We start from the raw sequence: 25,754 nt of genomic DNA, 5'->3' as shown, positions 1-25,754 counted from the left end.
TCAGGCCCTCTTCAGCGCGTTAACGTGACGCAGAAAGTCCTGCCGCACCTCGTTGCTCTTGTAGTTCACCGAGGCGTTCCCGTCCTGGTCGATGATGATGCGGTCGCCATCTTCCACGGCTTCAATAATTTCCTGCTGACTCATCACCTGCAGTAAGGATTCCGGGCTTGAGAAAAGGGAGAGGAAGAAACGTTTCATACGGGCATCCTTTTGAATAAAAAGGATAAGCCTGGAAGAAGACCGACGAATTTGCCTTAAGGATATCCTGAAAGTGAAAGCCGGGTGGCGGCTACGCCTTACCCGGCCTACAAAACCGTCAAACGATTGAGTTATCAAGTTATTGATATTGATAGGTAATAAAAAATAAATCTGCACAAACTTGGACAAATAACGTTAATTGTGTAAGTTTTAATTATGCGATTACGCCACGTTGTTTACAGCCAGGATGTGACCCATGAGCACTTTGCCCTCTGTCGTGAGTCGGTTTGTCGAGTACTACGCCGCACTGGATAGCCAGCCGCCGTCCGCGCTGGCGGGGCTTTATCATTCGAACGCCACGCTTATCGATCCGTTTGGTGAGCACAACGGTATTTTTGCGCTTCAGCGCTATTTCACCCATCTGCTGGCCAACGTCGAGAACTGCCGTTTTTCTATCGATCCGCCGCTGTGCAGCGGAAGCCGGTTTGTTGTCACCTGGGTGATGCACTGGTCGCACCCGCGCATTGCCGGAGGCGAACCGCTCGACCTGCCCGGATGTTCAGTGGTGCGGACGGAAAACGATCTCATCACGCACCAGCGCGACTACTACGATGCGGGAGAGATGATCTACGAACATCTTCCTCTGCTGGGCTGGGCGGTACGCGGCGTTAAGCGGAGGGTGAAATCATGAAGACGGTGCTGATTACCGGCGCAAGCTCGGGGATTGGCGCCGGGCTGGCAAAATCCTTTTCCGCTGACGGCTACCATGTGATTGCCTGCGGGCGCGACCCGGCGCGTCTGGAAGCGCTGCATCAGACCTGCCCCAATCTCACCGTTCGCCTCTTCGATATGACGGACAGGGACGCCTGTCGCCAGGCGCTGACCGGCAGCTACGCCGACCTGATTATTCTCTGCGCCGGGACCTGCGAATACCTCGACGGTGGAGTGGTGGATGCGGCGCTGGTGGAGCGGGTCATGAGCACTAATTTCCTTGGCCCGGTGAACTGCCTCGAGGCGCTCCAGCCGCAGCTGGTTGCCGGTAACCGCGTGGTGCTGGTGAGCTCGATGGCCCACTGGCTGCCTTTCCCACGGGCAGAGGCCTACGGCGCGTCCAAAGCGGCGCTGAGCTGGTTTGCCGAGAGTCTGCGCCTGGACTGGGAGCCAAAAGGGATTGCCGTCACGGTTGTCTCTCCGGGCTTTGTCGATACGCCCCTGACGCAAAAAAACGATTTTGCCATGCCGGGCAGGGTGACCGTCGACGAGGCGGTGAAGGCGATCCGTATCGGACTGGCGGCTGGGAAAATGCACATTGCGTTTCCTGACGGGTTTGGCTTCATTTTGCGGCTGCTCTCCGGGCTGCCTGCGTTTCTTCAGCGCGCGCTGCTGCGCAGGATGGTGCGTTCATGAACATTGCGATTATCGGCAGCGGCATCGCCGGGCTGACCTGCGCCTGGCGCCTGGCCGGGCACCATCAGGTGACCCTTTTTGAAGCAGGCGCCACGCCGGGCGGCCATACCGCAACGGTTGACGTGACAACGCCACAGGGCACATACGCGATCGATACCGGGTTTATCGTCTATAACGATCGCACCTATCCGCGTTTTATGGGCCTGCTCAGCGAGCTGGGCATCAGCGGGCAAAAAACGCAGATGAGCTTTTCGGTGCACAATCCCGCGACGGGGTTTGAGTACAACGGACACACCCTGACATCGCTGTTTGCCCAGCGTCGAAACCTGGTGAATCCGGCATTCTGGCGGCTGTTGGGCGAGATCGTTCGCTTTAACCGCCTGGCGAAAGCGGCGCTGGACGGGGAGGTGGACCCGAGCGCCACGCTGCAGACGTTTTTGCAACAGCACGGCTTCACGCCGTTTTTTGCGCGCCACTACATTCTGCCGATGGGGGCCGCCATCTGGTCCTCGTCGCTGCAGGAGATGAAGCGTTTCCCGCTGCCGCTCTTTTTACGCTTCTTTAACCACCACGGCCTGCTGGATATCACCCATCGTCCGCAGTGGTACGTCGTCCCGGGCGGCTCGCGGGAGTATATCCGCGCCATGCTGGATAAGCTGGGCGACCGTCTGACGCTGCACCTGAACGCGCCGGTGCAGCGTGTGAAACGCCATGCGGATGGCGTAACCCTCAAGCTCGACGACGCCTGCCATACCTTCGACCAGGTGATCTTTGCCTGCCACTCCGCCAGTGCTCTGGCGATGCTTGATGACCCGACGCCCGCCGAGCGCGAAGTGCTTGGTGACATCGGCTGGCAGCGCAACGAGGTCGTTTTACACAGCGATCCGCGCTGGCTGCCTGTGCGGCCGCGCGCCTGGGCCAGCTGGAACTACCGCCTGAGCGAGCAGGCGCAGGCCAGCGCCTGTGTCACCTACAACATGAATATCCTGCAGGGGCTGCCTGGGGGCAGCCCGCTGTTCTGCGTCACCCTGAACCCGGACGCGCCGGTGGATGAGAGCTTCGTTCTGCAACGCTTCGTTTATGAGCATCCGCTGTTTAACCCGCAAAGCTGGCGGGCGCAGGCGCGGCGCGGCGAGATCAACGGCCACCGGCGGAGCTGGTTCTGCGGGGCCTACTGGTACAACGGTTTTCATGAGGACGGGGTGCGCAGCGCGCTGGACGTGGTCAATGCGATAGCGGCCGGGGAGGGGAACTGAGATGAACAGCTGCCTTTACCACGGCGTATTACGCCACCGCCGCCTGCAGCCGAAAACCCATGAGTTTCGCTACAGCGTGTTTATGGCCTGGCTGGATCTCGATGAGCTGCCGCTGCTGACGTCCGTCGGCGTGCGGCGCAATCGCTTTGCCGCCGCCTCATTTCATGATGCGGACTATCCGCTTGGCACGCCGCTTAAAGAGAACGTGCTGAGCAGGCTGGAGAGCCTGACCGGGGAACGTCCGGACGGGCGGGTCATGCTCCTGACGCAGTTGCGCTATTTCGGGTTCCATTTCAATCCGGTCAACTTTTACTACTGCTATGACGGGAGAGGAATCCTGCGCTGGCTGCTGGCGGAGGTCCGCAACACGCCGTGGAACGAGCGTCATTATTACGCGGTCGACGGGCAACATGCCCAGCCCACGGAAAAAGCGTTTCACGTTTCCCCCTTCAACCCGATGGACATGATCTACCACTGGCGCTTCAACGACCCGGATAACACGTTGCATATGCACATTGAAAATCATCAGGAGGGGAAGGTGTTCGACGCCACGCTGGTGCTGCGCCGGGAGCCTTTGACTCGCCCCGCGCTGCGTTCGCTGCTCCTGCGTATCCCGCTTATGACCCTGAAAACCGCTTTCGCCATTTACTGGCAGGCGCTGCGCCTGTGGCTCAAGCGCGTGCCGCTGTATAACCATCCCGTCAGCAGGAGTGAACGCCCATGACCGATCCCGTCTTTGCGTTAGAACCCGATATCCCGCGCAGCGTGCGCCTTGCGCGCTGGCTGCTTTTTCGTCTGTTAAGCGGAATTCGCGGCGGCTCGCTCACGCTGCGTGAAGGGGCGCAGACCTTTCATTTTGGCGAGACATCCTCCGCGCTGCATGCCGACGTGCAGATCCTTACGCCCGGCGTTTACTGGCGCGTCTTAACGGGCGGGAGCCTTGCCGCGGCAGAAGCCTGGATGGACGGCGAATGGGAAACCACGCACCTCACGCCGCTACTGGAACTTCTGGCGCTCAACGGCGAGGTGCTTGGTCGTCTCGAAAACGGGTTTCGTCTGCTCGGCAGGCCGCTGGAGCGGCTACGCCACTGGACGCGGCGTAACTCCCGCGCGCAGGCGCGTGAAAATATTGCCGCCCATTACGATCTGGGTAACACCTTCTATGCCCATTTTCTGGATAAGGAGCTGCTCTATTCCAGCGCGCTGTTTACCGCTGACGAGCAGGATCTCACTGCGGCTCAGCAGGCCAAAATGGCGCGGTTGTGCGAACAGCTGGCGCTGAAGCCGGACGATCATCTGCTGGAAATTGGCACCGGCTGGGGCGCGATGGCGGAATACGCGGCCCGTCATTATGGCTGTCGGGTGACCACCACCACGCTATCGCAGGAGCAATACGTCTGGGCGACCGAGCGGATCGCCCGCGCCGGACTGCAGGATCGGGTCGAGGTGCTGCTCTGCGACTATCGCGACCTCACCGGACAGTACGACAAGCTGGTCTCGATAGAGATGATCGAAGCCGTCGGGCAGCGCTATCTGCCCACGTTCTTCCGTACCTGCCAGGCGCGGCTGCGCCCGGGAGGACGCATGGCGATTCAGGCCATCACTATTCAGGACCAGCGCTATCGCGACTACAGCAAAAGCGTCGATTTTATCCAGCGCTACATTTTCCCAGGCGGCTTCCTGCCGAGCATTACGGCGATGAACGAGTTGATGACGCGCCACACCGATTTCGTGGTGCGCAATCTGTTCGACATGGGTCCCGACTACGCCCGCACGCTGGCCCACTGGCGGCAGCGCTTTGTCCACGCCTGGCAGGAGATTGAAAAGCTCGGCTTTGACGAGCGGTTTCGCCGCATGTGGCTGTACTACTTTGGCTACTGCGAAGCCGGGTTTAACGCCCGCACCATCAGCGTGGTGCAGCTGACCGCCGAGCGCGTATGAAACGATATCTTCAGGTCTTTCTGCTGGCCGTCGCGTTCGATCTTTACTGGGCGCTGGTGGTGCTCTTTCGCGAACAAGGCCTGATTATCTGGCTCGCGCTGGCGATCCTGGCATGCCTGCTCTTGCCGTCTGTATACCGTTTTTACGCCATTGGGCTGGCCGCGGCGGGCAGTTTGCTGGATACGCTCTGGGCGCTGACGGGACTGATAGCCTTCACGGGCGACTCCCTGATGCCGCTATGGATGGTGGCACTGTGGCTGATGTTCGCCACCGTCTGGACGCAGCTTACGCGCACCACCACGTTGCCCGGCTGGCTGCTGACCCTGCTGGCGGCCGTAGGAGGCCCGGTGGCGTACCTTATTGGCGAGCGGCTGGATGCCATCACATTTCTGGAGCCGACCTTTATCGTCGTCAGCTGGATGGCGCCGGGCTGGCTGGTTTTGATGCTGTTTTTCCACCTGCTGATGGGGAGACAAAAATGAGAGCTGCGATTTTGCTGCTTTGGCTCATCGCCATGCCCGCGGCACAGGCCGCCGACTGGCTGGCATGGCGTAAGGTGGGCGATGCCACGCTTACCTGGGGGCCGTTCACCGTCTATACCTCCCAGTTGCGCACGCCGGACGGGCGTTACGGTCGGGAGAACCAGGATCAGGCGCTGATAATTACCTATGCGCGCGACATCGATCGCGATGAGCTGGTCGAGGCGACCCGCGACCAGTGGCAGGCGCAGGGGATCCTGGCGCAGGAACCGCAAAGCGAAGCCTGGCTGCGGATGCTCCGGACGCTGTGGCCGGATGTTCGACCGGGCTCACAGCTGGCGTTTGTCCTTGATGACCAGCAGGGGCAGTTCTGGTACTGCGATCCGGCCCTTCAGAAAACCTTTATTCCCCTGGGACCACGCCAGTCAGAAGCGTTCAGTACCCGCTTTCTGGCCATCTGGCTGGCTCCCCGTACGCAATATCCTGAGCTGCGTCAGCAGTTAATCGGAGGCCAAAAATGAAACGTTTTCTGATGATGGTGCTGGCATTAACGATGCTGCTGGCGGGCTGTAGCACAGAGGTGACCGAATACCGCCAGCAGCAGCCGCGGCTTGATATTTTCCATTACTTCCAGGGAAAAACCGAAGCGTGGGGGATGGTGCAGGATCGCAGCGGCAAGCAGATCCGACGTTTTCACGTGGAGATTGCCGGAGACGTTATCGGCGATACGCTGACGCTCAACGAACATTTTGTTTACGACGACGGTGAGAAGCAGCAGCGGGTCTGGCATATCCGGCGCCTGGGGACCGATCGCTATGAGGGCACGGCGGGGGATATCGAAGGGGTAGCGACGGGGCAGGCCGCAGGCAACGCGTTCAACTGGCATTACAGCATGAGCGTGAAGGCCAACGGCAGCACCTGGCTACTGAACTTTGACGACTGGATGTACCTGCAGGATGAGAACCATCTGTTTAATAAAACCGAGATGAAGAAACTGGGCGTCACCGTCGCCACGGTGACGCTGTTTTTCACCAAGGGATAAGGGATCCCCACTCAATTTGTAACCAGAAGCGATTCGGATTTTTTAAATGACATGATTATTTTGCAGCGATGACCTGGTCCGGCTGTAAATCGCTGAGGCGTTTCCTGCAGGCCGGGGCGAGGCGCAGGGATGCGCCGAGAGGGCGGGCTTTACAGGGATGTTACCTCCGCCCGTCCCCGATAAGCCGGAAGGAATAAGCCGAAGGGACTGCGAAGCGGCGATTTACCGCCGGGAGCCCGGGTCGCCAGGGTGGTGGCGATTGAGCCACCCTGGCACGTTCACAGGTCATGTCGTTACAGAGTAGCAAGGAACATAAAGTGAACGGAATGACCACTACAGCCGTATGTTCCCCCTCACCCTAACCCTCTCCCCAAAGGGGCGAGGGAACTGTTTCGTGTCTACGCTGTGTCCGCAAGGTGTGATGTCATGCCCCGGCAGAACGGGTTTTACTACCCGAGTAAATAAAGACAAGCGCAATCCCCAGGCAGACTACCGCCCCCAGACGACTCGTTGAAAAGGAAATGGCGGGATTACCCAGCCAGCCAAAGTGATCAATCAGCATGCTCATGGCGAGTTGGCCAAAGATCACCGCCACCGTGGCGACGGCAGTGCCGATGCGCTGTACGGCGAGTACCATAATCACGATATAGGGCACGCCGAATATCGCCCCGAGAAGCTGCCATTTCGGCACGTCCAGCAGCGTGACCACCTGCTTAGGCTCAAAGAAGAAAATGAGCAGGGCGGTCACCAGTGCGCCGACGGAAAACGTCAGAAACGCGCTTTTAAATACCCCCACGCTGCTGCCGAGCTGTCCGTTAATGGCGGCCTGAATGCTCAGCGTTGCGCCGCCGCAGACGGCCAGAAGGATCATAATCAGTGTCATACGTTACCCCTGTGCGACCAGAACCAGTGCCGCAATGATGAAAACCAGTGCAATAATGCGCTTCGCGTTTATCTTCCTGTGCGGCGAACCCAGCAGACCAAAGTGATCGATGATCAGGCTTTTAAAGACCTGCCCGGCCAGAATGCCAATCATGGTCATGGCGATGCCGATGGTGGGTGTCGCCACGGTCAGGATGACCACGTACACCGGCCCGAGCACGCCACCGAGCAGCTGCCAGCCGGGCTGTGCGAAAAATGACGGGCTGTTGCGCGGGCTGAAAAACAGCATCAGCAGAAACGTTAGCGCGGCGCCGACGCCAAAAATGCTGAACGTCGCCCACAAATCCCCGACCTTTCCCCCCAGCGGTCCCAGCAGTCCCGCTTCGACGGAGAGGCCCATCCCGCCGGCAATCACCAGTAAAATCAAAACAAACTGCATTCTTTTTCCTCCGTTTTCAGGCGAAGAAGATTACGTGGGTTGTTCAATGAGAAAAATGCCATAATGCTGGAAACACCTTTGCGAGAAATGCATTAATGGTTGACGCCAGCAACATCAACATCCGCGCGCTGCTGATCTTTATCGACGTGTATGAAGCGCAGAACTTCTCCGTCGTGGCGCGGCGGCAGGGGATATCGGCCTCGCAGATATCGCGCGTGATCCACCAGCTTGAGGACGCGCTCGGGCAGCAGCTTTTCTATCGCAATACGCGGGCCGTCATTCCCACGGAAAGCGGTCATCTGTTTGTTCGCTACGCCCGGTCGATGGCGGAAAATCTGGAAGAGGCGCGCCGGGAGCTGGACGCGCGTGCGGTGGAACCGTCCGGTGCGATCCGCATTAACGGACCGGTGTTTTTCGGCCAGAAGCACATAGCCCCAGGACTTCCCGGCCTGTCGGAACGCTATCCTCGCCTGAGCGTAGAGCTGACGCTGACCGATGATTTTATCGATCCCCACCGGGATGCGGCAGACCTTATCTTCCGCATTGGTGTACTGACGGACTCCTCGTTTCATGCGCGGGTGTTCGGGCAGCAGGTTTATCATCTGGCCGCGTCGCCGGACTACGTGCGTAAACACGGTGCACCTGAAGGACCGGACGATCTGAACCGTCATCACTGTCTTGTCTATCGCGGATCGTCAGGGCCAAACCGCTGGCTCTTTCGCAGGAAGGGCGAGGCGTGGATACACTATCCCGTGACGCCATTGATGACCTCCAATAATGCGGAGGCGTTACTCGCTGCGGCGCTGGGCGGGATGGGGATTGTGCTGTTCCCGGACTGGCTGGTGAGTGAACAGCTCCAGCGCGGTGAGCTGATTTCGCTCCTGCCCGCGCTGGAGTGTGCCATCAATACGGAACAGCAGGCTATTGCGGCGATCTATCCTGATGCCCGACATCCGCCCCTGAACGTCAGGGCGGTAATTGATTATTACGTCGAGCGTTTTGGCACGCCGCCGTACTGGCAAACGTAAGGGGATTACGCGCCAAGCTCTTTGCGGATAATCTCTGCGCCAGCGCTAAGTGCTTTCAGCTTGCCGTTAGCGACCTCACGGGAGAGGGGAGCCATACCGCAGTTGGTTGACGGATACAGCTTGTCGGCGTCGACAAACTGCAGCGCTTTACGCAGCGTATCGGCCACTTCCTCCGGCGTTTCAACCGTGTTGGTTGCCACGTCAATCGCCCCAACCATCACTTTCTTACCGCGGATCAGCTCCAGCAGAACCATCGGCACGCGGGAGTTGTGGCACTCCAGAGAGATGATGTCGATGTTAGAGGTCTGCAGCTTAGGGAAGGCCTCTTCGTACTGGCGCCATTCGGAGCCGAGCGTTTTTTTCCAGTCGGTATTGGCCTTGATGCCGTAGCCGTAGCAGATGTGTACCGCGGTCTCGCACTTCAGCCCTTCAATGGCGCGCTCCAGCGCGGCGATACCCCAGTCGTTCACCTCGTCAAAAAAGACGTTAAACGCCGGTTCATCAAACTGGATAATATCCACGCCTGCGGCCTCTAGCTCTCGCGCTTCCTGATTGAGGATTTTGGCGAATTCCCAGGCCAGCTTTTCGCGGCTTTTATAGTGCGCGTCGTAAAGGGTGTCGATCATGGTCATTGGCCCCGGCAGAGCCCATTTGATCGGCTTATCCGTAAGCTGACGTAAATATTTAGCATCGTCCACGAAGACCGGTTTCTGGCGCGCGACGGCGGAGACCACGGTCGGCACGCTGGCGTCATAGCGGTTACGAATGCGCACCGTCTGGCGGTTCTCAAAATCGACGCCGCTCAGGTGTTCAATAAAGGTGGTGACGAAGTGCTGACGGGTCTGTTCCCCGTCGCTGACAATATCGATTCCTGCACGGATCTGCTCATCCAGAGACAGGCGCAGCGCATCCTGCTTGCCCGCCAGCAGTTCCTGATCCTGCAATTTCCAGGGTGACCACAGCGTTTCAGGTTGCGCAAGCCAGGTCGGCTTAGGCAGGCTGCCAGCCGTTGAAGTCGGGAGCAATGTTTTCATAATAAAAGACCTTTTTTGATGTATTAAAGCGTGTAGTTATCAGACCACTGCTCAAGAATGTGTTTGTAAGGCTTAATGAAGTACTCTTCGGTAAATCGACCCTGTTCAATCGCCAGACGGCTTCGCTCTTCCCGGTCATACACAATTTTGGTTAAGGAGTGATCCTGCTGGTTCAGATCCGGTCGGTAGCACAGTCCGGCCGCCGAGTTGGCGTTATAAATTTCCGGGCGATAGATCTTCTGGAACGTCTCCATCGTGCTGATGGTGGCAATCAGTTCCAGATCGGTGTAGTCGCTCAGCAAATCGCCGGTAAAGAAGAACGCGAAAGGCGCCACGCTGTGTTCCGGCATGAAGTAGCGCACGCTCAGGCCCATCTTCGCGAAGTACTGCTCCGTGAGCGATTCGCCATCCGGCTGATACTCAACGCCCAGCACGGGGTGCTGATTACCGGTGCGGCGATAGGTATCTTTGCTGGAGACGCTCAGGCAGATCACCGGTCCCTTTCTAAAGTTCTCTTTGTATTCCGGTGAGTTCACAAAGTGGTGGAAGATATTGCCGTGCAGCTCGCCAAACTTTTCCGGAATGCTGAAGTGCTGCTGGTTCTTGTTATGCTCCAGCAGCAGGACGCTGAAATCATAATCCCGCACGTAAGACGAGAAGTTATTCCCGACGATGCCAGGGAGACGCTGGTTGTTTTTCTTGTCGACAATATACGTTTGCAATATCTCAATGGCCGGGAACGGTTTTTCCGCGCCAATGTTCAAATCGACAGAGATGATTTCAAGCTCTACCGCGTAGCGATCGGCGGTTGGGTTATCCCAGCGCGCTAAGGCGTTGAAGCGGTTGTTGATCATCACCAGCGTATTGCGCAGGTTCTCCTGACGTTTTTCCCCGCGGGCCAGGTTGGCAAAGTTAGTGGTCGTACGCGTATTTTCTGACGGGTTGTAATTCTCATCGAAGCAACTGCGCTTAAGGTTATATGTGAAAGCTTTGCTCATTGTGGTTATGCATCCTAAGTTCATGTTGCTAAGAAGTTACCAATGCATAATTTATGCCTGACCCCGCGGCGCAGGGGAAGTGACTTAATTTCACTGCAACATGAGCGAACTTCATGAAGGGTAGTCCGCGAGGTTTCGCTGCCTTCTTGCCGGGTGGACCCGACCTACGATTCTGCTAATGTCGCACTCTTTCCTCAATTCCCGCTATAATCCCCAAAATTTCCAACCGGTTTAGAAACAATCATGACAAAACTCACCTTACAAGAGCAGATGCTGAAAGCGGGCCTTGTCAGCAGCAAGAAAGCGGCGAAAGTGCAGCGTACGGCAAAGAAATCACGCGTTCAGGCGCGTGAGGCCCGTGAAGCGGTCGAAGAGAACAAGAAGGCGCAGATCGAGCGTGACAAGCTGCTGAGCGAGCAGCAGAAGCAGGCCGTGCTGGCGAAAGAGTTTAAGGCGCAGGTGAAGCAGCTGATTGAGATGAACCGCATCACCGTGGCGAAAGGCAACATCACCTTTAACTTTACCGACGGTACGCTGATTAAAAAGATTGAAGTCGATAAGCAAACGCAGACCCAGCTGATCAACGGCCGTCTGGCGATTGCGCGTCTGGTGCTAAATGCTAACGGTGACTGCGACTACGCGATCATTCCGGCAGTGGTGGCCGATAAAATTGCCCAGCGCGATGCCGACAGCATCGTGTTAAACAGCGCGCTCAGCCAGGAAGAGCAGGACGAAGACGATCCGTACGCGGACTTCAAAATCCCTGACGATTTGATGTGGTAAACCGCATTCAGAACGGGGCGGCGTGACGGGCGTTAACCGGCTCGCCGCTCACGGGATGAATAAAATTCAGCTCGCTGGCATGCAGCATCAGCCGGGGCGTTTCTTCAGCGCCCGGCACGTCAAGACCGCCATACAGATCGCAGCCCAGAATAGGGTGCCCCAACTGCTGGCAGTGAATACGCAGCTGATGGGTTCGCCCGGTCTCCGGGATCAGTTTCACCCGCGTTAACGGCAGCCCCGTCCCCTGATAAAACCGTTCCACAACCCGATAGCGGGAGCGGGCGGGTTTACCGGTGATGGCGCAGATCGACATCAGCGGGAACAGCGCCGGGTCTTTGGCAATCGGCGCATCGATTACACCTTCGTCATTTTCCACATGTCCGCAAAGCAGGGCGCTGTAGGCTTTCTCCACGCTGCGCTGGCTGAACTGCTGGCACAGCGCCGCGTTGATGGCTTTATTGCGCGCAACCACCATCAGCCCGGACGTGCCAAAATCCAGACGGTGCACCAGCGTGCAGCCGGGGAACGTCTGAACCAGACGATAATGGACGGAATCAAGGTTTTGCGGATTTTTGCCCGACAGGCTGAGCAGGCCGGAAGGCTTATCGATCAGCAGCAGATGCTCGTCCTGCCAGAGAATTTCGATCTCATCGAGACAAGGTGGGGCAATAAAGTTATCGACGATTACAGACATCAGGCCGCCCGGCTGGAGAGTGGGAGCGGATGATAACGAAAAGCGGGGAAAAGAAAAACCCTCCCACCGGGCGGTGAGAGGGTGAAGTCTTACGCTGCAACCAGGCTGTCGATGGCGGCTTTCGCGTCGGTTTGCGCTTTGGTCGCCACTTCCGGACCGTAAGCGATACCTTCCGCGAACACGAAGTTCACGTCAGTGATGCCGATGAAGCCCAGGAACAGGCTCAGGTACGGCGCAACCAGGTCGGTTGGGGTGTCTTTATGGATACCGCCACGGCTGGTCAGTACGATCGCACGCTTGCCTTTCACCAGACCTTCCGGGCCGTTCTCGGTGTAACGGAAGGTTACGCCAGCGCGCGCCACCAGGTCGAAGTAGTTCTTCAGCTGGGTTGGGATGTTGAAGTTGTACATTGGGGCGTTGATGACGATAACGTCATGCGCCTGCAGCTCAGCAATCAGCTCGTCGGACAGGGCCAGGGCTTCCTGCTGGCGTGGAGACAGCGGTGCATCGCTTGGGCGCAGCGCGCCAACCAGCTCGCCATCCAGCACAGGAATTGGGTTTGCAGCCAGGTCACGCACGGTGATTTCGTCAGCAAAATGCTGTTCACGCCACTGTTCAACGAAGTAATCAGACAGCTGACCAGACTGAGAGTACCCTGCCAGAATACTGGATTTCAAAACTAATACTTTGCTCATGGGTGATTCCTGTTGTTGCATTTGATTGAAGGGGGTTGCCCCGTTGCTTGTTGACACTCTATTCACAATCCTGCCACAGAGATAGCGCAATATATCGAAGCCTATGTTCGAATTTTTTGAATAAGGCGCCAAAGGCGTCAGTGTGGTACTCTATAGCAATCATGAAAAAGAGAGTTTATCAGGGCGTGTACTGCCCTTTAACGCTATGACAGAACAACAAAAATTCACCTTCCCGATGCTCCTGCAACAGCTCGATTCTCTGACGCTGCGCGACAAACAGCGCTTCGCCCGCCGTCTGCACGGCGTCAAGAAGGTTAAAAATCCTGATGCACAACAGGCCATTTACCAGGAGATGGCGAAAGAGATTGAACAGGCTGCAGGGAAAGTTGTGCTGCGCGAAGCCGCACGTCCGGCGATTACCTACCCGGAAAACCTGCCCGTCAGCCAGAAGAAACAGGACATTCTCGAGGCCGTACGCGACCACCAGGTGGTGATTGTCGCGGGGGAAACCGGTTCGGGGAAAACCACCCAGCTGCCGAAAATCTGTATGGAGCTGGGCCGCGGGATCAAAGGCCTGATTGGCCACACCCAGCCGCGTCGTCTGGCGGCGCGCACCGTTGCCAACCGTATTGCCGAAGAGCTGCAGACGGAGCCGGGCGGCTGCATCGGCTACAAGGTGCGCTTCAGCGACCACGTTAGCGATAACACCATGGTCAAGCTGATGACCGACGGTATTCTGCTGGCGGAAATCCAGCAGGATCGCCTGCTGATGCAGTACGACACCATCATCATTGACGAAGCGCACGAGCGTAGCCTGAACATTGATTTCCTGCTCGGCTACCTGAAAGAGCTGCTGCCGCGTCGCCCGGATCTGAAAGTTATCATCACCTCCGCGACCATCGACCCGGAGCGCTTCTCGAAGCACTTCAACAATGCGCCGATTATCGAAGTCTCTGGTCGTACCTATCCGGTCGAGGTGCGCTATCGCCCGATTGTGGAAGAGGCGGACGATACCGAGCGCGACCAGCTGCAGGCCATCTTCGATGCCGTCGACGAGCTGGGTAACGAAAGCGCGGGCGACATTCTGATCTTCATGAGCGGCGAGCGTGAAATTCGCGATACCGCCGATGCGCTCAGCAAGCGCGACCTGCGCCACACCGAGATCCTGCCGCTGTATGCCCGCCTGTCCAATAGCGAACAGAACCGCGTATTCCAGCCGCACAGCGGACGCCGCATCGTCCTGGCGACCAACGTGGCGGAAACCTCGCTGACCGTACCGGGCATTAAATATGTGATCGATCCGGGTACGGCGCGCATCAGCCGCTACAGCTACCGTACCAAGGTTCAGCGGCTGCCGATTGAGCCCGTTTCGCAGGCGTCTGCTAACCAGCGTAAGGGCCGCTGTGGCCGCGTGTCGGAAGGGATCTGTATTCGTCTCTATTCCGAAGACGATTTCCTGTCGCGTCCGGAATTTACCGACCCGGAAATTCTGCGCACCAACCTGGCGTCCGTTATCCTGCAGATGACCGCCCTGGGGCTGGGCGACATCGCGGCGTTTCCGTTCGTCGAAGCGCCGGATAAACGCAACATCCAGGACGGCGTGCGTCTGCTGGAAGAGCTCGGGGCGATCACCACCGACGAGCAGGCGACGGTCTACAAGCTGACACCGCTGGGCCGCCAGCTCAGCCAGCTGCCGGTCGACCCGCGTCTGGCACGCATGGTGCTGGAAGCGCAAAAGCACGGCTGCGTGCGCGAGGCGATGATCATTACCTCGGCGCTCTCCATTCAGGATCCGCGCGAGCGTCCGATGGACAAACAGCAGGCGTCAGACGAAAAGCACCGCCGCTTCCACGACAAAGAGTCCGATTTCCTCGCCTTTGTGAACCTGTGGAACTACCTCGGCGAGCAGCAGAAGGCGCTCTCCTCGAATCAGTTCCGCCGCCAGTGCCGCGTAGATTTCCTCAACTACCTGCGCGTGCGCGAGTGGCAGGATATCTACACCCAGCTGCGCCAGGTGGTGAAAGAGCTGGGTATTCCGGTCAACAGCGAACCGGCGGAGTACCGCGAAGTTCATATCGCGCTGCTGACCGGCCTGCTGTCCCACATTGGGATGAAGGACGCCGAGAAGCAGGAGTATACCGGCGCGCGTAACGCCCGTTTCTCAATCTTCCCCGGTTCCGGCTTGTTCAGGAAGCCGCCGAAATGGACCATGGTCGCGGAGCTGGTGGAAACCAGCCGCCTGTGGGGACGCATTGCCGCGCGTATCGATCCGGAATGGGTGGAGCCGGTGGCGCAGCATCTGCTGAAGCGCTCGTACAGTGAACCGCACTGGGAGCGCGCGCAGGGCGCGGTGATGGCGACCGAGAAAGTGACCGTTTACGGCCTGCCGGTGGTCGCCGCGCGTAAGGTCAACTACAGCCAGATCGATCCGGCGCTCAGTCGCGAGCTGTTTATCCGCCACGCGCTGGTGGAGGGCGACTGGCAGACGCGCCACGCCTTCTTCCGTGAAAACCTGAAGCTGCGCGCCGAAGTGGAGGAGCTGGAGCACAAGTCCCGCCGCCGTGACATTCTGGTGGACGATGAGGCGCTGTTTGAGTTTTACGACCAGCGCATCAGCCACGATGTGATTTCCGCCCGCCACTTCGACAGCTGGTGGAAGAAGGCCAGCAAAGAGACGCCGGACCTGCTCAACTTTGAAAAGAGCATGCTGATTAAAGAGGGCGCGGAGTCGGTCAGCAAACTCGACTACCCGAACTTCTGGCATCAGGGCAACCTCAAGCTGCGTCTGACCTATCAGTTTGAGCCGGGGGCAGACGCGGACGGCGTGACCGTCCACATTCCGCTGCCGCTGTTAAACCAGGTGGATGAGAGCGGGTTCGAGTGGCAAATCCCCGGCCTGCGCCGCGAGCTGGTGATTGCGCTGATCAAATCCCTGCCGAAACCGGTGCGCCGCAACTTTGTGCCTGCGCCAAACTACGCGGAAGCGTTTTTGGGCCGCGTCACGCCGCTGGAGCTGCCGCTGCTGGACGCGCTGGAGCGTGAGTTCCGCCGTATGACCGGAACGACCATCGACCGCGACGACTGGAACTGGGATCAGGTGCCCGATCACCTGAAAATCAGCTTCCGCGTGGTGGACGATAAAAATAAAAAGCTGCTGGAAGGGCGTTCCCTGAGCGAGCTGAAAGAGGCGCTGAAAGGCAAAGTCCAGGAGACGCTCTCTGCGGTGGCGGACGACGGCATCGAGCAGAGCGGGCTGCACATCTGGAGCTTTGGTCAGCTTCCGGAAAGCTACGAGCAGAAGCGCGGCAACTATAAGGTGAAAGCCTGGCCTGCGCTGGTGGACGAGCGCGACAGCGTGGCGATCAAACTGTTTGATAACCCGCAGGAACAGCAGCAGATGATGTGGCGCGGGCTGCGTCGTCTGCTGCTGCTCAACATCCCGTCGCCGATCAAGTATCTGCACGAGAAGCTGCCGAACAAAGCCAAGCTGGGGCTGTACTTTAACCCGTACGGCAAGGTGCTGGATCTGATTGACGACTGCATCTCCTGCGGCGTGGACAAGCTGATCCATGAGGCGGGCGGCCCGGTCTGGACGGAAGAGGGCTTTGCACAGCTTCATGAAAAGGTGCGCGCGGAGCTGAACGACACCGTGGTGGAGATTGCCAAACAGGTCGAGCAGATCCTCACCGCCGTGTTCAATATCAACAAGCGCCTGAAGGGGCGCGTGGATATGACCATGGCGCTGGGGCTCTCGGACGTGAAGGCGCAGATGGCGGGGCTGGTCTATCGCGGCTTTGTCACCGGCAACGGCTTTAAGCGCCTGGGCGATACGCTGCGCTATCTGCAGGCGATTGAAAAACGTCTGGAAAAAATGGCTATCGACCCGCACCGCGATCGCGCGCAGATGCTGAAAGTGGAAAGCGTGCAGCAGGCGTGGCAGCAGTGGCTCAACAAGCTGCCGCCAGCGCGCCGCGACGATGAAGACGTGCATGCGATCCGCTGGATGATTGAGGAGCTGCGCGTCAGCTTCTTTGCCCAGCAGCTCGGTACGCCGTATCCGATTTCGGACAAGCGTATTCTGCAGGCGATGGAGCAGATTTCCGGTTAAAACCCTTGCCCGGTTTTCGCCCTCTCCCTGTGGGAGAGGGCCGGGATGAGGGCATCAGCCCGCACAATTATCACCCGTTCACCATTGCCAGCGTAAACCCATCCCATCCCTTAACCCCCACCGTTTGCAGCGCGGTGGCGGTTAAGCGCGGGTTATCCCCAATCATCTCGATAAACCGCCGCACGCCCAGCACGCGCGCGTCGTCGCTTTGCCCGTTAATGACCTCGCCGTCGCGCACCACGTTATCGCCAATGATTACCGTGCCGGGACGGGAATAGTGCAGCGCCCACTCCAGATAGCCGGGATTGTTTGGCTTATCGGCATCGATAAAGATCAGGTCGAACGACGGAACCTCACCGAAATTCTCCAGCGAACTCAGGGCCGGGCCTTCAATTAATTCAATACGTTCGTCTAGCCCCGCGAGGTGAATATTCTGGCGGGCAACCCCGGCATGCGTCGGATTGGCCTCAAGCGTAATCAGCTTACCGTCCGGCGGCAGCGCACGCGCCATCCAGATTGAGCTGTAGGCACCCAGCGTCCCAATCTCAAGAATGCGTCTTGCCTGCGTCATGCGCACGAACAGTGCCAGCAGCTGCCCCTGATTGGCGGCGACATCGTGTTCGGGTAGCCCGGCGCGCTTGTTGTTTTCCAGAACCTGGCTCAGTACGTCATCGTCAGGAATAAGCGAAGAAATCATGAAATTATCAACTGCAGACCACTGTTGTTGCATAGATTGTCTCCTGAGGGGGAATCGCCGGGTGGCGGCTGCGCCTTACCCGGCCTACGTGACGAAATCCAGGCCCGTTAAGCGCCTTCAGACATTGACCCAGCCGCCGCCCAGCGCTTTATACAAATCAATCTGCGCCAGCAGCAGGTTATTTTTCACCTGCACCACGCTGGTCTGAACCGAGTACAGCGTGCGCTGCGCGTCCAGCACGTCAAGATAGGAGGAATAACCGTTGCGATAGCGATTCTGCGCAATGCGCAGCGTCTCCTGCGCCACATCCTGCTGGGCAAGCAGCTCCGTCAGCTGTTCCTGATAGCGACTTATCGCATCAAGGCTGTTGTTGACTTCGGCAAACGCGTTACGCACGGTTTTTTCATAGGCGTACAGCGCCTGGTTACGCTGGGACTGCGAAATGTCTACCTGCGCATTCAGCGCCTGGCGGTTCAGCAGCGGGGCGAGAATACTGCCCCCGACGCTCCAGAGCTGAAGCGGGTTGTCCAGCAGGCCGGATAGGGTGCGATCCTGAACCGATCCGCTGGCGGTCAGGTTGATCGACGGCAGCAGGCTGGCGCGCGACGCCGCGAGCGAGGCGTCAGCCGCCACCAGCTGGCGTTCGGCCTGGACGATATCCGGGCGGCGGTTCAGGAGCGCAGAAGGCAGCTGCGACGGCAGCGTCAGCGGCGTCAGTGCCGCGAAGCTTGCGCTGCGCGCCACGTCGCCGGGGTTGCTTCCCAGCAGCAGGCTCAGGGCATTCTCCTGCTGTGCAATCTGGTGCTGCAGCACGGGCACCTGCGCCCGTGTTGAGCGAAGCTCGGAATCCGACTGCATCAGCTCCAGGCGCGAGCTGTAGCCCGTCTCAAACTGACGCTTCGCAAGATTAAACGCCTCTTCGCGCGATTTCAGCGTGGATTCGGTCACGCGCAGCTGTTCGTCAAGCGAGAGCAGGGTGACGTAGCCGGATGCAACGGACGAGGCAACGGTCAAATCCGCGGCCGCGGCGGCGGCTTTTTGCGCTGCCAGCGAGGCTTCGGCAGCGCGAGAGGTGCTGCGGTTGACGCCCCAGATATCCACGTCATAGCTCGCCGTCAGGCTCCCTCTGTACAGCGTGCCGTAAACCGGCAGCCCGGTCGCGGCGGATTGTGAACGGGCGCGCGTCCCGGTTACGCCTGCATCAAGCGAGGGAAACAGGCTACCGTCGGCCGCATAGACCCGCGCCTGATACTCGTTTATCCGTTCGCGGGCGATCAGCACGTCGCTGTTATTCTGCAGCGCCTGGTCCACATAGCGGTTGAGATGGTTGTCATGGAAATTGCGCCACCAGAGCTGCTCCGTCGGGCTGGCAGGGCCGGAGACGGTGCGCCACTGGGTGGGGATGTGCAGCGTCGGCTGCGCCGGCTTGACGTCAACGGACTGGCATCCGGCCAGCATGACCGCCGCCACCAGCACGGCTATCGGGCGAAGGATCATTACTTCGCCTCCCGCGTATCAATGGTCACCTGTACCGACATACCCGGACGCAGTAGCGCGGAATCTTCTGGCTTACCGAGCACCTCAATGCGCACCGGAATACGCTGGGCAATTTTGACAAAGTTGCCGGTGGCGTTGTCCGGCGTGATGGCGCTGAACTCCACGCCGGTTGCCGGAGAGATGCTCTCCACGCGTCCCTGATACGCTTTGTTGTTCAGGGCATCAACGGTGAATTTCACCGGCTGACCGACGCGCAGCTCCGCGAGCTGGGTCTCTTTAATATTGGCAATGACCCAGTGCTGCGGCGGCACCAGGGTGGTGAGGTGCGTCCCGGCGGTCACGTAGGCCCCGAGACGCACGGCGATCTGGCCGAGCTGACCGTCACGCGGTGCCACAATGCGGGTGTTTTGCAGGTCAATCTGTGCCAGCTCCAGAGCGGCTTTGGCGTTTTCAACATCCGCCTCCAGCGCACCGCGATTGACAATCACCGTCTGCAGATCCTGACGCGACATCTCAAGCGCGGCTTTCGCCTGGTCAATGTCGGCACTGCCCTGAGCGGCACTGGCCAGCGCCGCGTCGCGTTCGCGAATGGAAAGCGAGCCGTCAGACGTCAGCTCTTTCACCCGCTTTAAATCCGCCTGGCTTTTCAGGCTCTGCGCGCGGGCATTTTTCAGCGCGGCGTCATTTTTGGCGATCGTTGCTTCGGCGCTTTTACGCTGCTGCAGGTTGTTATTCAGGGCGGCAATTTTCATCGCCAGCTGCGCCTCGGCCTGGTGCACGCGCTGACGGTAGATACGGTCATCAATCTGCAGCAGCAGGTCACCTTTTTTGACCTGCACAAAGTCCTGAACCTTCACCTCGGTGATATAGCCGTTCACCTGCGGGCTGATAAACGTCGTCTGGCCGCGCACGTAGGCGTTATCGGTAAACTGCGCGTGACGGGTGAACGGCGGCAGTTGCCACGCATAAAGGATCACCAGTACGCCGACGATACCGATGGCTGCGGCGGTGAAAACGGAAACAATGCGCACATTTTTGCGGGTGTTGGCCTGCTCTTTGGCGGCATCCTGCTGACTCATAAACTCTCCAGAACTCTTTCAATTATTTGTTGCCGGTGGCGTTCTTCAGCGCCAGACGGGCAGTGATGCGCAGGCGCAGCAAGCGCCATAAAATCCAGACCAGCGTGGCGGCAGCGATGCTCGCCGTCAGCAGATAAGTATCGTTGTAGGCCAGAATATTCGCCTCCAGCGCGGTCACCGTTTGCAGCTGCGTTATCGCCTGGGTGCCCAGCAGCGCGCTGTCGCCAATCAGGCTTTTGTACATTTGGGTATAAAGCTGAATTCGCTCGTTGACCAGCGGGTTGAGCGTGGTGAGCTGGTCCGCCAGCAGGCTGGAGTGGTACTTCTCGCGCCAGGTCTGGAAGGTGCCGAGGATCGCGGAGCCCAGCAGGCCACCGAGGTTCTGGCTCATGCCAAACATCACCGAGAAGCTGACCAGGTTACGCGGGTCGGCGATCACCCCGCCAATGGCGGCCAGCATAGCGGGCGCCAGGAAGAAGGCGCTGCCGAAGCCCAGCAGGAACTGGCTTACCATCAGCTGATCCGGACGGGTCAGGTTGTTGGACTGGCTGTCCAGCAGCGAGGCAACAATCATCAGCGCCAGAGACGTGATGATTGGCCACGCCAGTTTCGTTGGCTTGATGGTGAGACAGCTGGTGACAATCCCGCAGACGATCCCGGCGAAAATAGACCACGCCAGGTGCGTCATCTGCTCGTTCTGTAAGCCCACGTACTGCAGCCAGCCGATGACGCCGGTGTTTTGCTCGGCCAGCACGATACGGATCAGCAGCATAATCAGCCCCAGACGGACGATGCTGCCGCTCGACAGCCAGCGGGTGTTCAGCAGCGGGTTGCTGCGGTTATGTTCAAAGACGATGGCTGCGACAATCAGCACCAGCGATAGGGCCAGCGACCAGCCGATCCAAGGCGCTTCGAACCACCAGTCAAGGCGGCCTAAAGAGAGCACGGCGCAGAGGAGGGCCATCCCGGGGGCCATTAAAAAGAAGGTGATAAAGTCTTTTTTCTCGAAGACCTTGCGCCGGTCGCCCGGCGGCAGTTTTAAGGCGATTACGCAGGCCAGGGAGATCAGCGCCAGCCCCAGTTCGAAGAAATAGAGCCCGCGCCACTCGTCCAGCTGCAGCAGCTCGGTCGAAAACAGGCGGGCTAGCGGGATGGCGAGCGACGATCCGGTGATGCCGATGGTCAGCGCCTTCAGGCGGTGCTTCGCAGGCCAGGCCTGGATTTGATAGTAAATCCCCAGTGAGCTGAGCGCGGCGGCCACCATGCCGTGCGCGGCGCGAACCATCAGCGCCGAGCTGAGATCGTTTACGAAAAGATGGAAGAAGGTGACCAGCACGTACAGCACCAGAAAACCTTCCGTAAAGGCGCGCAAACCGTACTGCTGGCGGAATTTCACCAGCAGCAGGTTGATGGAGATGTTGGTCATCACATAGACCGCGGGCAGCCAGGCGATTTCGGTTGACCAGGCGCCGAAGGTTCCCTGCAAATTTTGCAGGTTGGCGGTCACCACCGCATTCCCCAGCGCCCCCGTCAGGCAGACCAGCAGGCCCACGACGCCGTAGGCAATGCGTTTTGGCGTACTGTGTTCGGGCGTGGAGGGCGAACCCAGCAGGGCGGGTTTCTCATGTGGCTGCCACTCGCGAGGAGCATAAGGGTCGCGTTCGGGCAGGCGCATAACGTCGTTTACCTTAGAAATGATTGAATAATTAGCGGGCTAGCGATTCTACGACTCCCGCAAATGATAATTCAAGTGAATATGATTTACGCATGTTAATCAAATGGTGAAGGGAAATTTAAGGAAAAAGAGCGGCCCGCAGGACGGGCCGGGAAGGGTCAGAGACGTTCGGGCTGCGCCTGGATGAGAGTGGCGCGCTTAACGCGGCTGGCGCAGAAAATCGCGATTAAAGAAATGGTCACCGTGACGGCAAGATACCAGGCCACCGGCACCCAGTCGCCGTCGTATTTTGCCAGCAGTCCGGTCGCAATCAGCGGCGCGGTACCGCCTGCCAGCGCGGCACCCAGCTGATAGCCTAGAGTAATGCCGGTGTAGCGCACGTTTGCACTAAAGATTTCAGAGCACAGCGTGCCCAGTACCGCGGTGACAGGGGCCCACAGCACGCCAAAGGCGATGATCGTCGCGAGCACGATACCCCATGTGGTGCCGGTATTGAGCAGCATAAACCACGGTACGATAAACAGGCCCAGCACGAAGACGCTGATCGCGTACATGCGCTGACGGCCTACCTTATCGGAGAGCAGCCCCATTAGCGGGATCATAATGGTCGCCACCAGCGCACCCAGCGTCACGGCTTCCAGCGCCTGCGATTTCTGATACGTCAGCGTGCTGGTGGCATAGCTCACCACGAAGGTCGAGAAGATGTAGAAGGGGGCGGTTTCAACCACCTTCAGACCGGCGGCAATCAACACTTCACGCCAGTGATGCTTCAGCGTATCGCGCAGCGGGGCCTTAGCCACCTGACCGGACGCTTTGACTCGCTTAAAATCGGGCGTTTCATCAATATCTTTGCGGATCCACAGGCCGAGCAACACCAGAACCGAGCTTAGCAGGAACGGGATGCGCCAGCCCCAGGAGAGGAAATCCGCCTCGCTGAACAGGGTCATCAGCGAAACGATAAAAGTTGCCATCAGCATACCGATGGTGACGCCCGCCTGCGGAATACTGCCGAAGAAGCCTTTACGTTTTTCTGGCGCATATTCATAGGCCAGCAGTAGCGCGCCGCCCCATTCACCGCCAATGCCCATCCCCTGAATGATACGCATCAGGATCAGCAGAGCGGGCGCCCACAGGCCAATCATCTCATACGTGGGCAGCAGGCCAATCATGACGGTTGCACCTCCCATCAAAGAGAGGGTCAACACGAGGGTTTTTTTACGTCCGATGCGGTCGCCAATGTGGGCGAAAAGTACCCCACCAATGGGGCGAATAAAGAAGGTTAAGGAGAAAGAGAGATAAGAGAGAATGAGTCCGATCACCGGATCGACCATCGGGAAAAAGATCTTATTGAAGACCAGCGCGGCCGCCGTACCGTAGAGAAAATAGTCAAACCATTCAATGGCGCTCCCGGTAAGGCTGGCGATTAACACCTTTTTATTTTTTCGTAATACCGTCGTCGTACTTTCATGTTCTGTCATGACCAGAAACCCCGCCACGTTGATGATGAGAGAGGTGTCACCTGGCGCGCTTCAGGTGCAACCTGTGATGATGAAAAAGGTTGTGAAATTGTTAAGCAACTTAGGGTTGGATGTTGCGTTTGGCAAGCGCAGGGGGGATAAAACTGGTCAGATCACGGTGAAATAAGCAGCGCTGGGTGCTTTTTCATGACGCCTGTACAATACAATGTTTTGTAAGGCTGGAAATCAAAAGCATAATAGGCAGGTGCAACCCGATGATTTTTGGATGTTTCTGGTTATTTCAGAAAAATGATAAATTCGGTGCTTCAACAACGTGAGGAGTTCACCATGGTTCAGCCCCATTTTCCCGTTCTGGCGAATGCCACGCTGGCGGCCATCAATACTGTCGGTGAATGGCTGGCGCAGGATGACCTGAGCGCGACGCGTCCGCTCCCGGAAGTCGATGCGGTGATTCTGGCAGGAAACGCGGTGATCCCAACCATTGACGCGGCCTGCCGGATGGCCTCTCAGCAAGACGTGCCGCTTCTGATTAGCGGCGGCATCGGGCATTCGACTAGCTTTTTATATACCGCGATTGGCAATCATCCGTGTTACCACACCGTACCGGTCACCGGGCGGGCTGAAGCGAGCATTCTTGCCGACATTGCGCGGGCGTTCTGGCAGATCCCCGAGGCGCAGCTGTGGGTTGAGGATCGCTCCACCAACTGCGGTGAAAACGCGCGCTTTAGCTGGAACATGCTGAAACAGCATCATCGAACGACCGGGCGGGTGCTGGTGGTGCAGGATCCGACGATGCAGCGCCGCACGATGGCGACATTTGCCCGCGTTTGTCGGGATGAGCCCGTTTCACCGCAGTGGCTCAGCCATCCGGGGTTTACGCCGACACTGCAAAACGGAAACGAGGGCGTGGAATTCAGCGAGGGCAACACCGGCCTGTGGCCCGTTGACCGTTACCTTTCACTGGTTATGGGGGAACTGCCGCGCCTGTATGATAACGCCAACGGCTATGGCCCGGCCGGGCGGGATTATATTGCTCACGTTGAATTCCCCGAGGCCGTCACCGCCGCATGGAAACAGCTGCAGCAGGATCCTGTCCTGAAGGGCGCACGTAAAATAATTTAGGCACGGAACAATCCCCTCGCCCCTTTGGGGAGAGGGTTAGGGTGAGGGGTGGGTGGGAAAAATCACAGCGCCGCAAACTTATCCAGCGTCCGCACCAGCTGCGTCACAAACCCATACTCGTTGTCATACCAGGCAACGGCTTTCACCAGTTGAAGGTCTCCCGCTTCTGACACCTCCGTCTGCGTGGCGTCAAACACTGAACCATAATGTGAACCAATCACATCTGACGACACGATCTCTTCATCGGTATACCCGAACGATTTATTGCCCTGCGTCGCCTTTTTCAGCGCGGCGTTGATCTCCTCAACGGTCACTTTCTTGCCCAGAATGGCCACCAGTTCGGTAACGGAGCCCGTTTTAACCGGCACGCGCTGCGCGTGGCCTTTCAGTTTGCCGCTGAGCGCAGGGATCACCAGACCAATGGCTTTGGCGGCGCCGGTGGTATGCGGAATGATATTCTCTGCCGCCGCCCGCGAGGCGCGAAGATCTTTCCCGCGCGGGCCATCCACCAGCGCCTGCGTGCCGGTATAAGCGTGAATGGTGGTCATGGTGCCCACTTTTATTTCAAACGCATCGTTCAGGGCTTTGGCCAGCGGGGCGAGGCAGTTGGTGGTGCAGGAGGCGACGGAGATGATGGTATCACCGGCGTCAATGGTGTCGTCGTTCACGCTGTAGACGATGGTTTTCATGTCACCCGCAGGGGCAGAGATCAGCACTTTCTTCGCGCCGGCGTCCAGGTGCGCCCGTGATTTCTCTTCAGAGGTATAAAAGCCGGTGCACTCCACGACGATATCCACACCGGCGGTTTTCCACGGAATGTGCTTCGCCTCTTTTTCGGCGTACACCGCAATGGTTTTACCATCAACAATCAGCGCATCCTCGGTGAAATCTACGCTCCACGGGAAGCCACCGTAGTTGGAATCATGCCTGAGCAGGTAGGCCAGTACTTTCGGGGAGGTGAGGTCGTTGATGGCGACGACGGTATTACTGTCCTGGGTTTCAAGAAGGCGACGCAGGACAAGGCGCCCAATGCGTCCAAAGCCGTTAATGCCAATTTTACTCATGGTGTTCTCCTGTAAACGTGTCGATGCGACAGTTTGAACTCATCCAGGCTTAGACCATCACGGGCAGGGCGGCAATTGAAGATGCTTCATGCGGGGGGAAGTATTTGAAAATCCATACAGAAAAGTTAATGAATTTTTAAGGAAAGGGGATTATGTTG

General features: G+C 58.4%; 25 protein-coding genes. 12 read left to right on the top strand and 13 right to left on the bottom strand.

Translation table 11 applies throughout. The features are described 5' to 3' along the window. Positions 1-198 carry a hypothetical protein gene (locus BM007_RS02120; protein WP_008502331.1) on the bottom strand — a complete coding sequence of 66 codons (198 nt, stop codon included), beginning with the start codon at positions 196-198 and terminating at the stop codon, positions 1-3. Positions 199-454: 256 nt separating this feature from the next. On the opposite strand from BM007_RS02120, the gene BM007_RS02115 reads away from it, so the two are divergent. The 8 genes from BM007_RS02115 to BM007_RS02080 are packed head-to-tail and all read left to right on the top strand — an operon-like array spanning position 455 to position 6,323. Then, positions 455-889, top strand: a complete 435-nt coding sequence (locus BM007_RS02115; protein ID WP_061715222.1) for a nuclear transport factor 2 family protein — start codon at positions 455-457, stop codon at positions 887-889. Further along, positions 886-1,605, top strand: a complete 720-nt coding sequence (locus tag BM007_RS02110; RefSeq protein ID WP_061715221.1) for an SDR family NAD(P)-dependent oxidoreductase — start codon at positions 886-888, stop codon at positions 1,603-1,605. Before BM007_RS02115 ends, BM007_RS02110 begins: the two co-directional genes overlap by 4 nt. Further along, positions 1,602-2,861: an NAD(P)/FAD-dependent oxidoreductase gene (locus tag BM007_RS02105; protein ID WP_061715220.1), complete on the top strand. Its 1,260-nt coding sequence runs from the start codon at positions 1,602-1,604 to the stop codon at positions 2,859-2,861. Before BM007_RS02110 ends, BM007_RS02105 begins: the two co-directional genes overlap by 4 nt. Position 2,862: 1 nt before the next feature. Continuing rightward, entirely contained in the window at positions 2,863-3,585 is a 723-nt protein-coding gene (locus BM007_RS02100) for a DUF1365 domain-containing protein (RefSeq protein ID WP_061715219.1), read from the top strand. Further along, the gene (locus tag BM007_RS02095) at positions 3,582-4,802 is read left to right on the top strand and encodes an SAM-dependent methyltransferase (RefSeq protein WP_061715218.1); all 1,221 of its coding nucleotides are present in this window, start codon (positions 3,582-3,584) and stop codon (positions 4,800-4,802) included. The genes BM007_RS02100 and BM007_RS02095 overlap by 4 nt, the downstream gene beginning before the upstream one ends. Beyond that, complete coding sequence (locus tag BM007_RS02090; protein ID WP_061715217.1) at positions 4,799-5,284, top strand: DUF2878 domain-containing protein; 486 nt, start codon at positions 4,799-4,801, stop codon at positions 5,282-5,284. The genes BM007_RS02095 and BM007_RS02090 overlap by 4 nt, the downstream gene beginning before the upstream one ends. Further along, a complete protein-coding gene (locus BM007_RS02085; protein ID WP_090417056.1) occupies positions 5,281-5,802 on the top strand; it encodes a hypothetical protein in 522 nt (173 codons plus the stop codon). The genes BM007_RS02090 and BM007_RS02085 overlap by 4 nt, the downstream gene beginning before the upstream one ends. Then, positions 5,799-6,323, top strand: coding sequence for a DUF3833 domain-containing protein (locus tag BM007_RS02080; protein WP_061715215.1), 525 nt, complete (start codon positions 5,799-5,801; stop codon positions 6,321-6,323). The genes BM007_RS02085 and BM007_RS02080 overlap by 4 nt, the downstream gene beginning before the upstream one ends. Before the next feature lie 424 nt (positions 6,324-6,747). On the opposite strand, the gene BM007_RS02075 is transcribed toward BM007_RS02080, so the two are convergent. Next, on the bottom strand, positions 6,748-7,206 hold the full coding sequence (locus BM007_RS02075) for a DMT family transporter (RefSeq protein ID WP_061715214.1): 459 nt from the start codon (positions 7,204-7,206) through the stop codon (positions 6,748-6,750). Positions 7,207-7,209: 3 nt separating this feature from the next. Beyond that, a complete protein-coding gene (locus BM007_RS02070) occupies positions 7,210-7,644 on the bottom strand; it encodes a DMT family transporter (RefSeq protein ID WP_061715213.1) in 435 nt (144 codons plus the stop codon). Between the two features lie 95 nt (positions 7,645-7,739). On the opposite strand from BM007_RS02070, the gene BM007_RS02065 reads away from it, so the two are divergent. Next, entirely contained in the window at positions 7,740-8,672 is a 933-nt protein-coding gene (locus tag BM007_RS02065; protein ID WP_061715212.1) for a LysR family transcriptional regulator, read from the top strand. Positions 8,673-8,677: 5 nt separating this feature from the next. Here BM007_RS02065 and BM007_RS02060 read toward each other — a convergent pair whose 3' ends face one another. Together BM007_RS02060 and BM007_RS02055 are read right to left on the bottom strand one after the other, a co-directional pair. Next, positions 8,678-9,706, bottom strand: a complete 1,029-nt coding sequence (locus tag BM007_RS02060) for a methionine synthase (protein WP_090417054.1) — start codon at positions 9,704-9,706, stop codon at positions 8,678-8,680. Positions 9,707-9,729: 23 nt separating this feature from the next. After that, positions 9,730-10,704, bottom strand: coding sequence for a DUF1852 domain-containing protein (locus BM007_RS02055; RefSeq protein ID WP_048990895.1), 975 nt, complete (start codon positions 10,702-10,704; stop codon positions 9,730-9,732). 243 nt (positions 10,705-10,947) lie between these two features. Between BM007_RS02055 and BM007_RS02050 the strand changes: the two genes are divergently transcribed. After that, positions 10,948-11,487 (top strand): DUF2058 domain-containing protein, encoded by a 540-nt coding sequence (locus BM007_RS02050; protein ID WP_008502315.1) that lies wholly within the window; start codon positions 10,948-10,950, stop codon positions 11,485-11,487. 7 nt (positions 11,488-11,494) lie between these two features. On the opposite strand, the gene BM007_RS02045 is transcribed toward BM007_RS02050, so the two are convergent. Together BM007_RS02045 and azoR are read right to left on the bottom strand one after the other, a co-directional pair. Continuing rightward, positions 11,495-12,181, bottom strand: a complete 687-nt coding sequence (locus tag BM007_RS02045; protein WP_048990896.1) for an RluA family pseudouridine synthase — start codon at positions 12,179-12,181, stop codon at positions 11,495-11,497. A gap of 89 nt (positions 12,182-12,270) precedes the next feature. After that, on the bottom strand, positions 12,271-12,876 hold the full coding sequence (gene azoR, locus BM007_RS02040) for an FMN-dependent NADH-azoreductase (RefSeq protein ID WP_090417052.1): 606 nt from the start codon (positions 12,874-12,876) through the stop codon (positions 12,271-12,273). A 205-nt stretch (positions 12,877-13,081) separates the two neighbouring features. On the opposite strand from azoR, the gene hrpA reads away from it, so the two are divergent. Continuing rightward, a complete protein-coding gene (gene hrpA, locus BM007_RS02035; RefSeq protein WP_061715211.1) occupies positions 13,082-16,984 on the top strand; it encodes an ATP-dependent RNA helicase HrpA in 3,903 nt (1,300 codons plus the stop codon). Positions 16,985-17,054: 70 nt separating this feature from the next. Here hrpA and BM007_RS02030 read toward each other — a convergent pair whose 3' ends face one another. The 5 genes from BM007_RS02030 to BM007_RS02010 form a co-directional block, all read right to left on the bottom strand. Then, positions 17,055-17,714: an O-methyltransferase gene (locus BM007_RS02030; RefSeq protein ID WP_061715210.1), complete on the bottom strand. Its 660-nt coding sequence runs from the start codon at positions 17,712-17,714 to the stop codon at positions 17,055-17,057. A gap of 84 nt (positions 17,715-17,798) precedes the next feature. Then, complete coding sequence (locus BM007_RS02025) at positions 17,799-19,178, bottom strand: efflux transporter outer membrane subunit (protein ID WP_061715209.1); 1,380 nt, start codon at positions 19,176-19,178, stop codon at positions 17,799-17,801. Then, positions 19,178-20,257: an HlyD family secretion protein gene (locus BM007_RS02020; RefSeq protein ID WP_048223106.1), complete on the bottom strand. Its 1,080-nt coding sequence runs from the start codon at positions 20,255-20,257 to the stop codon at positions 19,178-19,180. Before BM007_RS02020 ends, BM007_RS02025 begins: the two co-directional genes overlap by 1 nt. A 22-nt stretch (positions 20,258-20,279) precedes the next feature. Then, positions 20,280-21,932 carry an MFS transporter gene (locus BM007_RS02015; protein ID WP_045910485.1) on the bottom strand — a complete coding sequence of 551 codons (1,653 nt, stop codon included), beginning with the start codon at positions 21,930-21,932 and terminating at the stop codon, positions 20,280-20,282. A gap of 158 nt (positions 21,933-22,090) precedes the next feature. Beyond that, the gene (locus BM007_RS02010; protein WP_090418188.1) at positions 22,091-23,410 is read right to left on the bottom strand and encodes an MFS transporter; all 1,320 of its coding nucleotides are present in this window, start codon (positions 23,408-23,410) and stop codon (positions 22,091-22,093) included. A gap of 327 nt (positions 23,411-23,737) precedes the next feature. Here BM007_RS02010 and BM007_RS02005 point away from each other — a divergent pair, with 327 nt between their 5' ends. Then, positions 23,738-24,532, top strand: a complete 795-nt coding sequence (locus BM007_RS02005) for a YdcF family protein (protein WP_090417049.1) — start codon at positions 23,738-23,740, stop codon at positions 24,530-24,532. 62 nt (positions 24,533-24,594) lie between these two features. On the opposite strand, the gene gap is transcribed toward BM007_RS02005, so the two are convergent. Next, positions 24,595-25,596 carry a type I glyceraldehyde-3-phosphate dehydrogenase gene (gene gap, locus BM007_RS02000; RefSeq protein ID WP_024908382.1) on the bottom strand — a complete coding sequence of 334 codons (1,002 nt, stop codon included), beginning with the start codon at positions 25,594-25,596 and terminating at the stop codon, positions 24,595-24,597. Between the last annotated feature and the right edge of the window lie 158 nt (positions 25,597-25,754).

Origin of the sequence: Enterobacter sp. NFIX59 (genome assembly GCF_900113755.1) — a bacterium.
Lineage (GTDB): Bacteria > Pseudomonadota > Gammaproteobacteria > Enterobacterales > Enterobacteriaceae > Enterobacter > Enterobacter pseudoroggenkampii.
The sequence above is the reverse complement of the archived record's forward strand: the minus strand, read 5'-3'. Positions and strand labels throughout refer to the sequence as shown.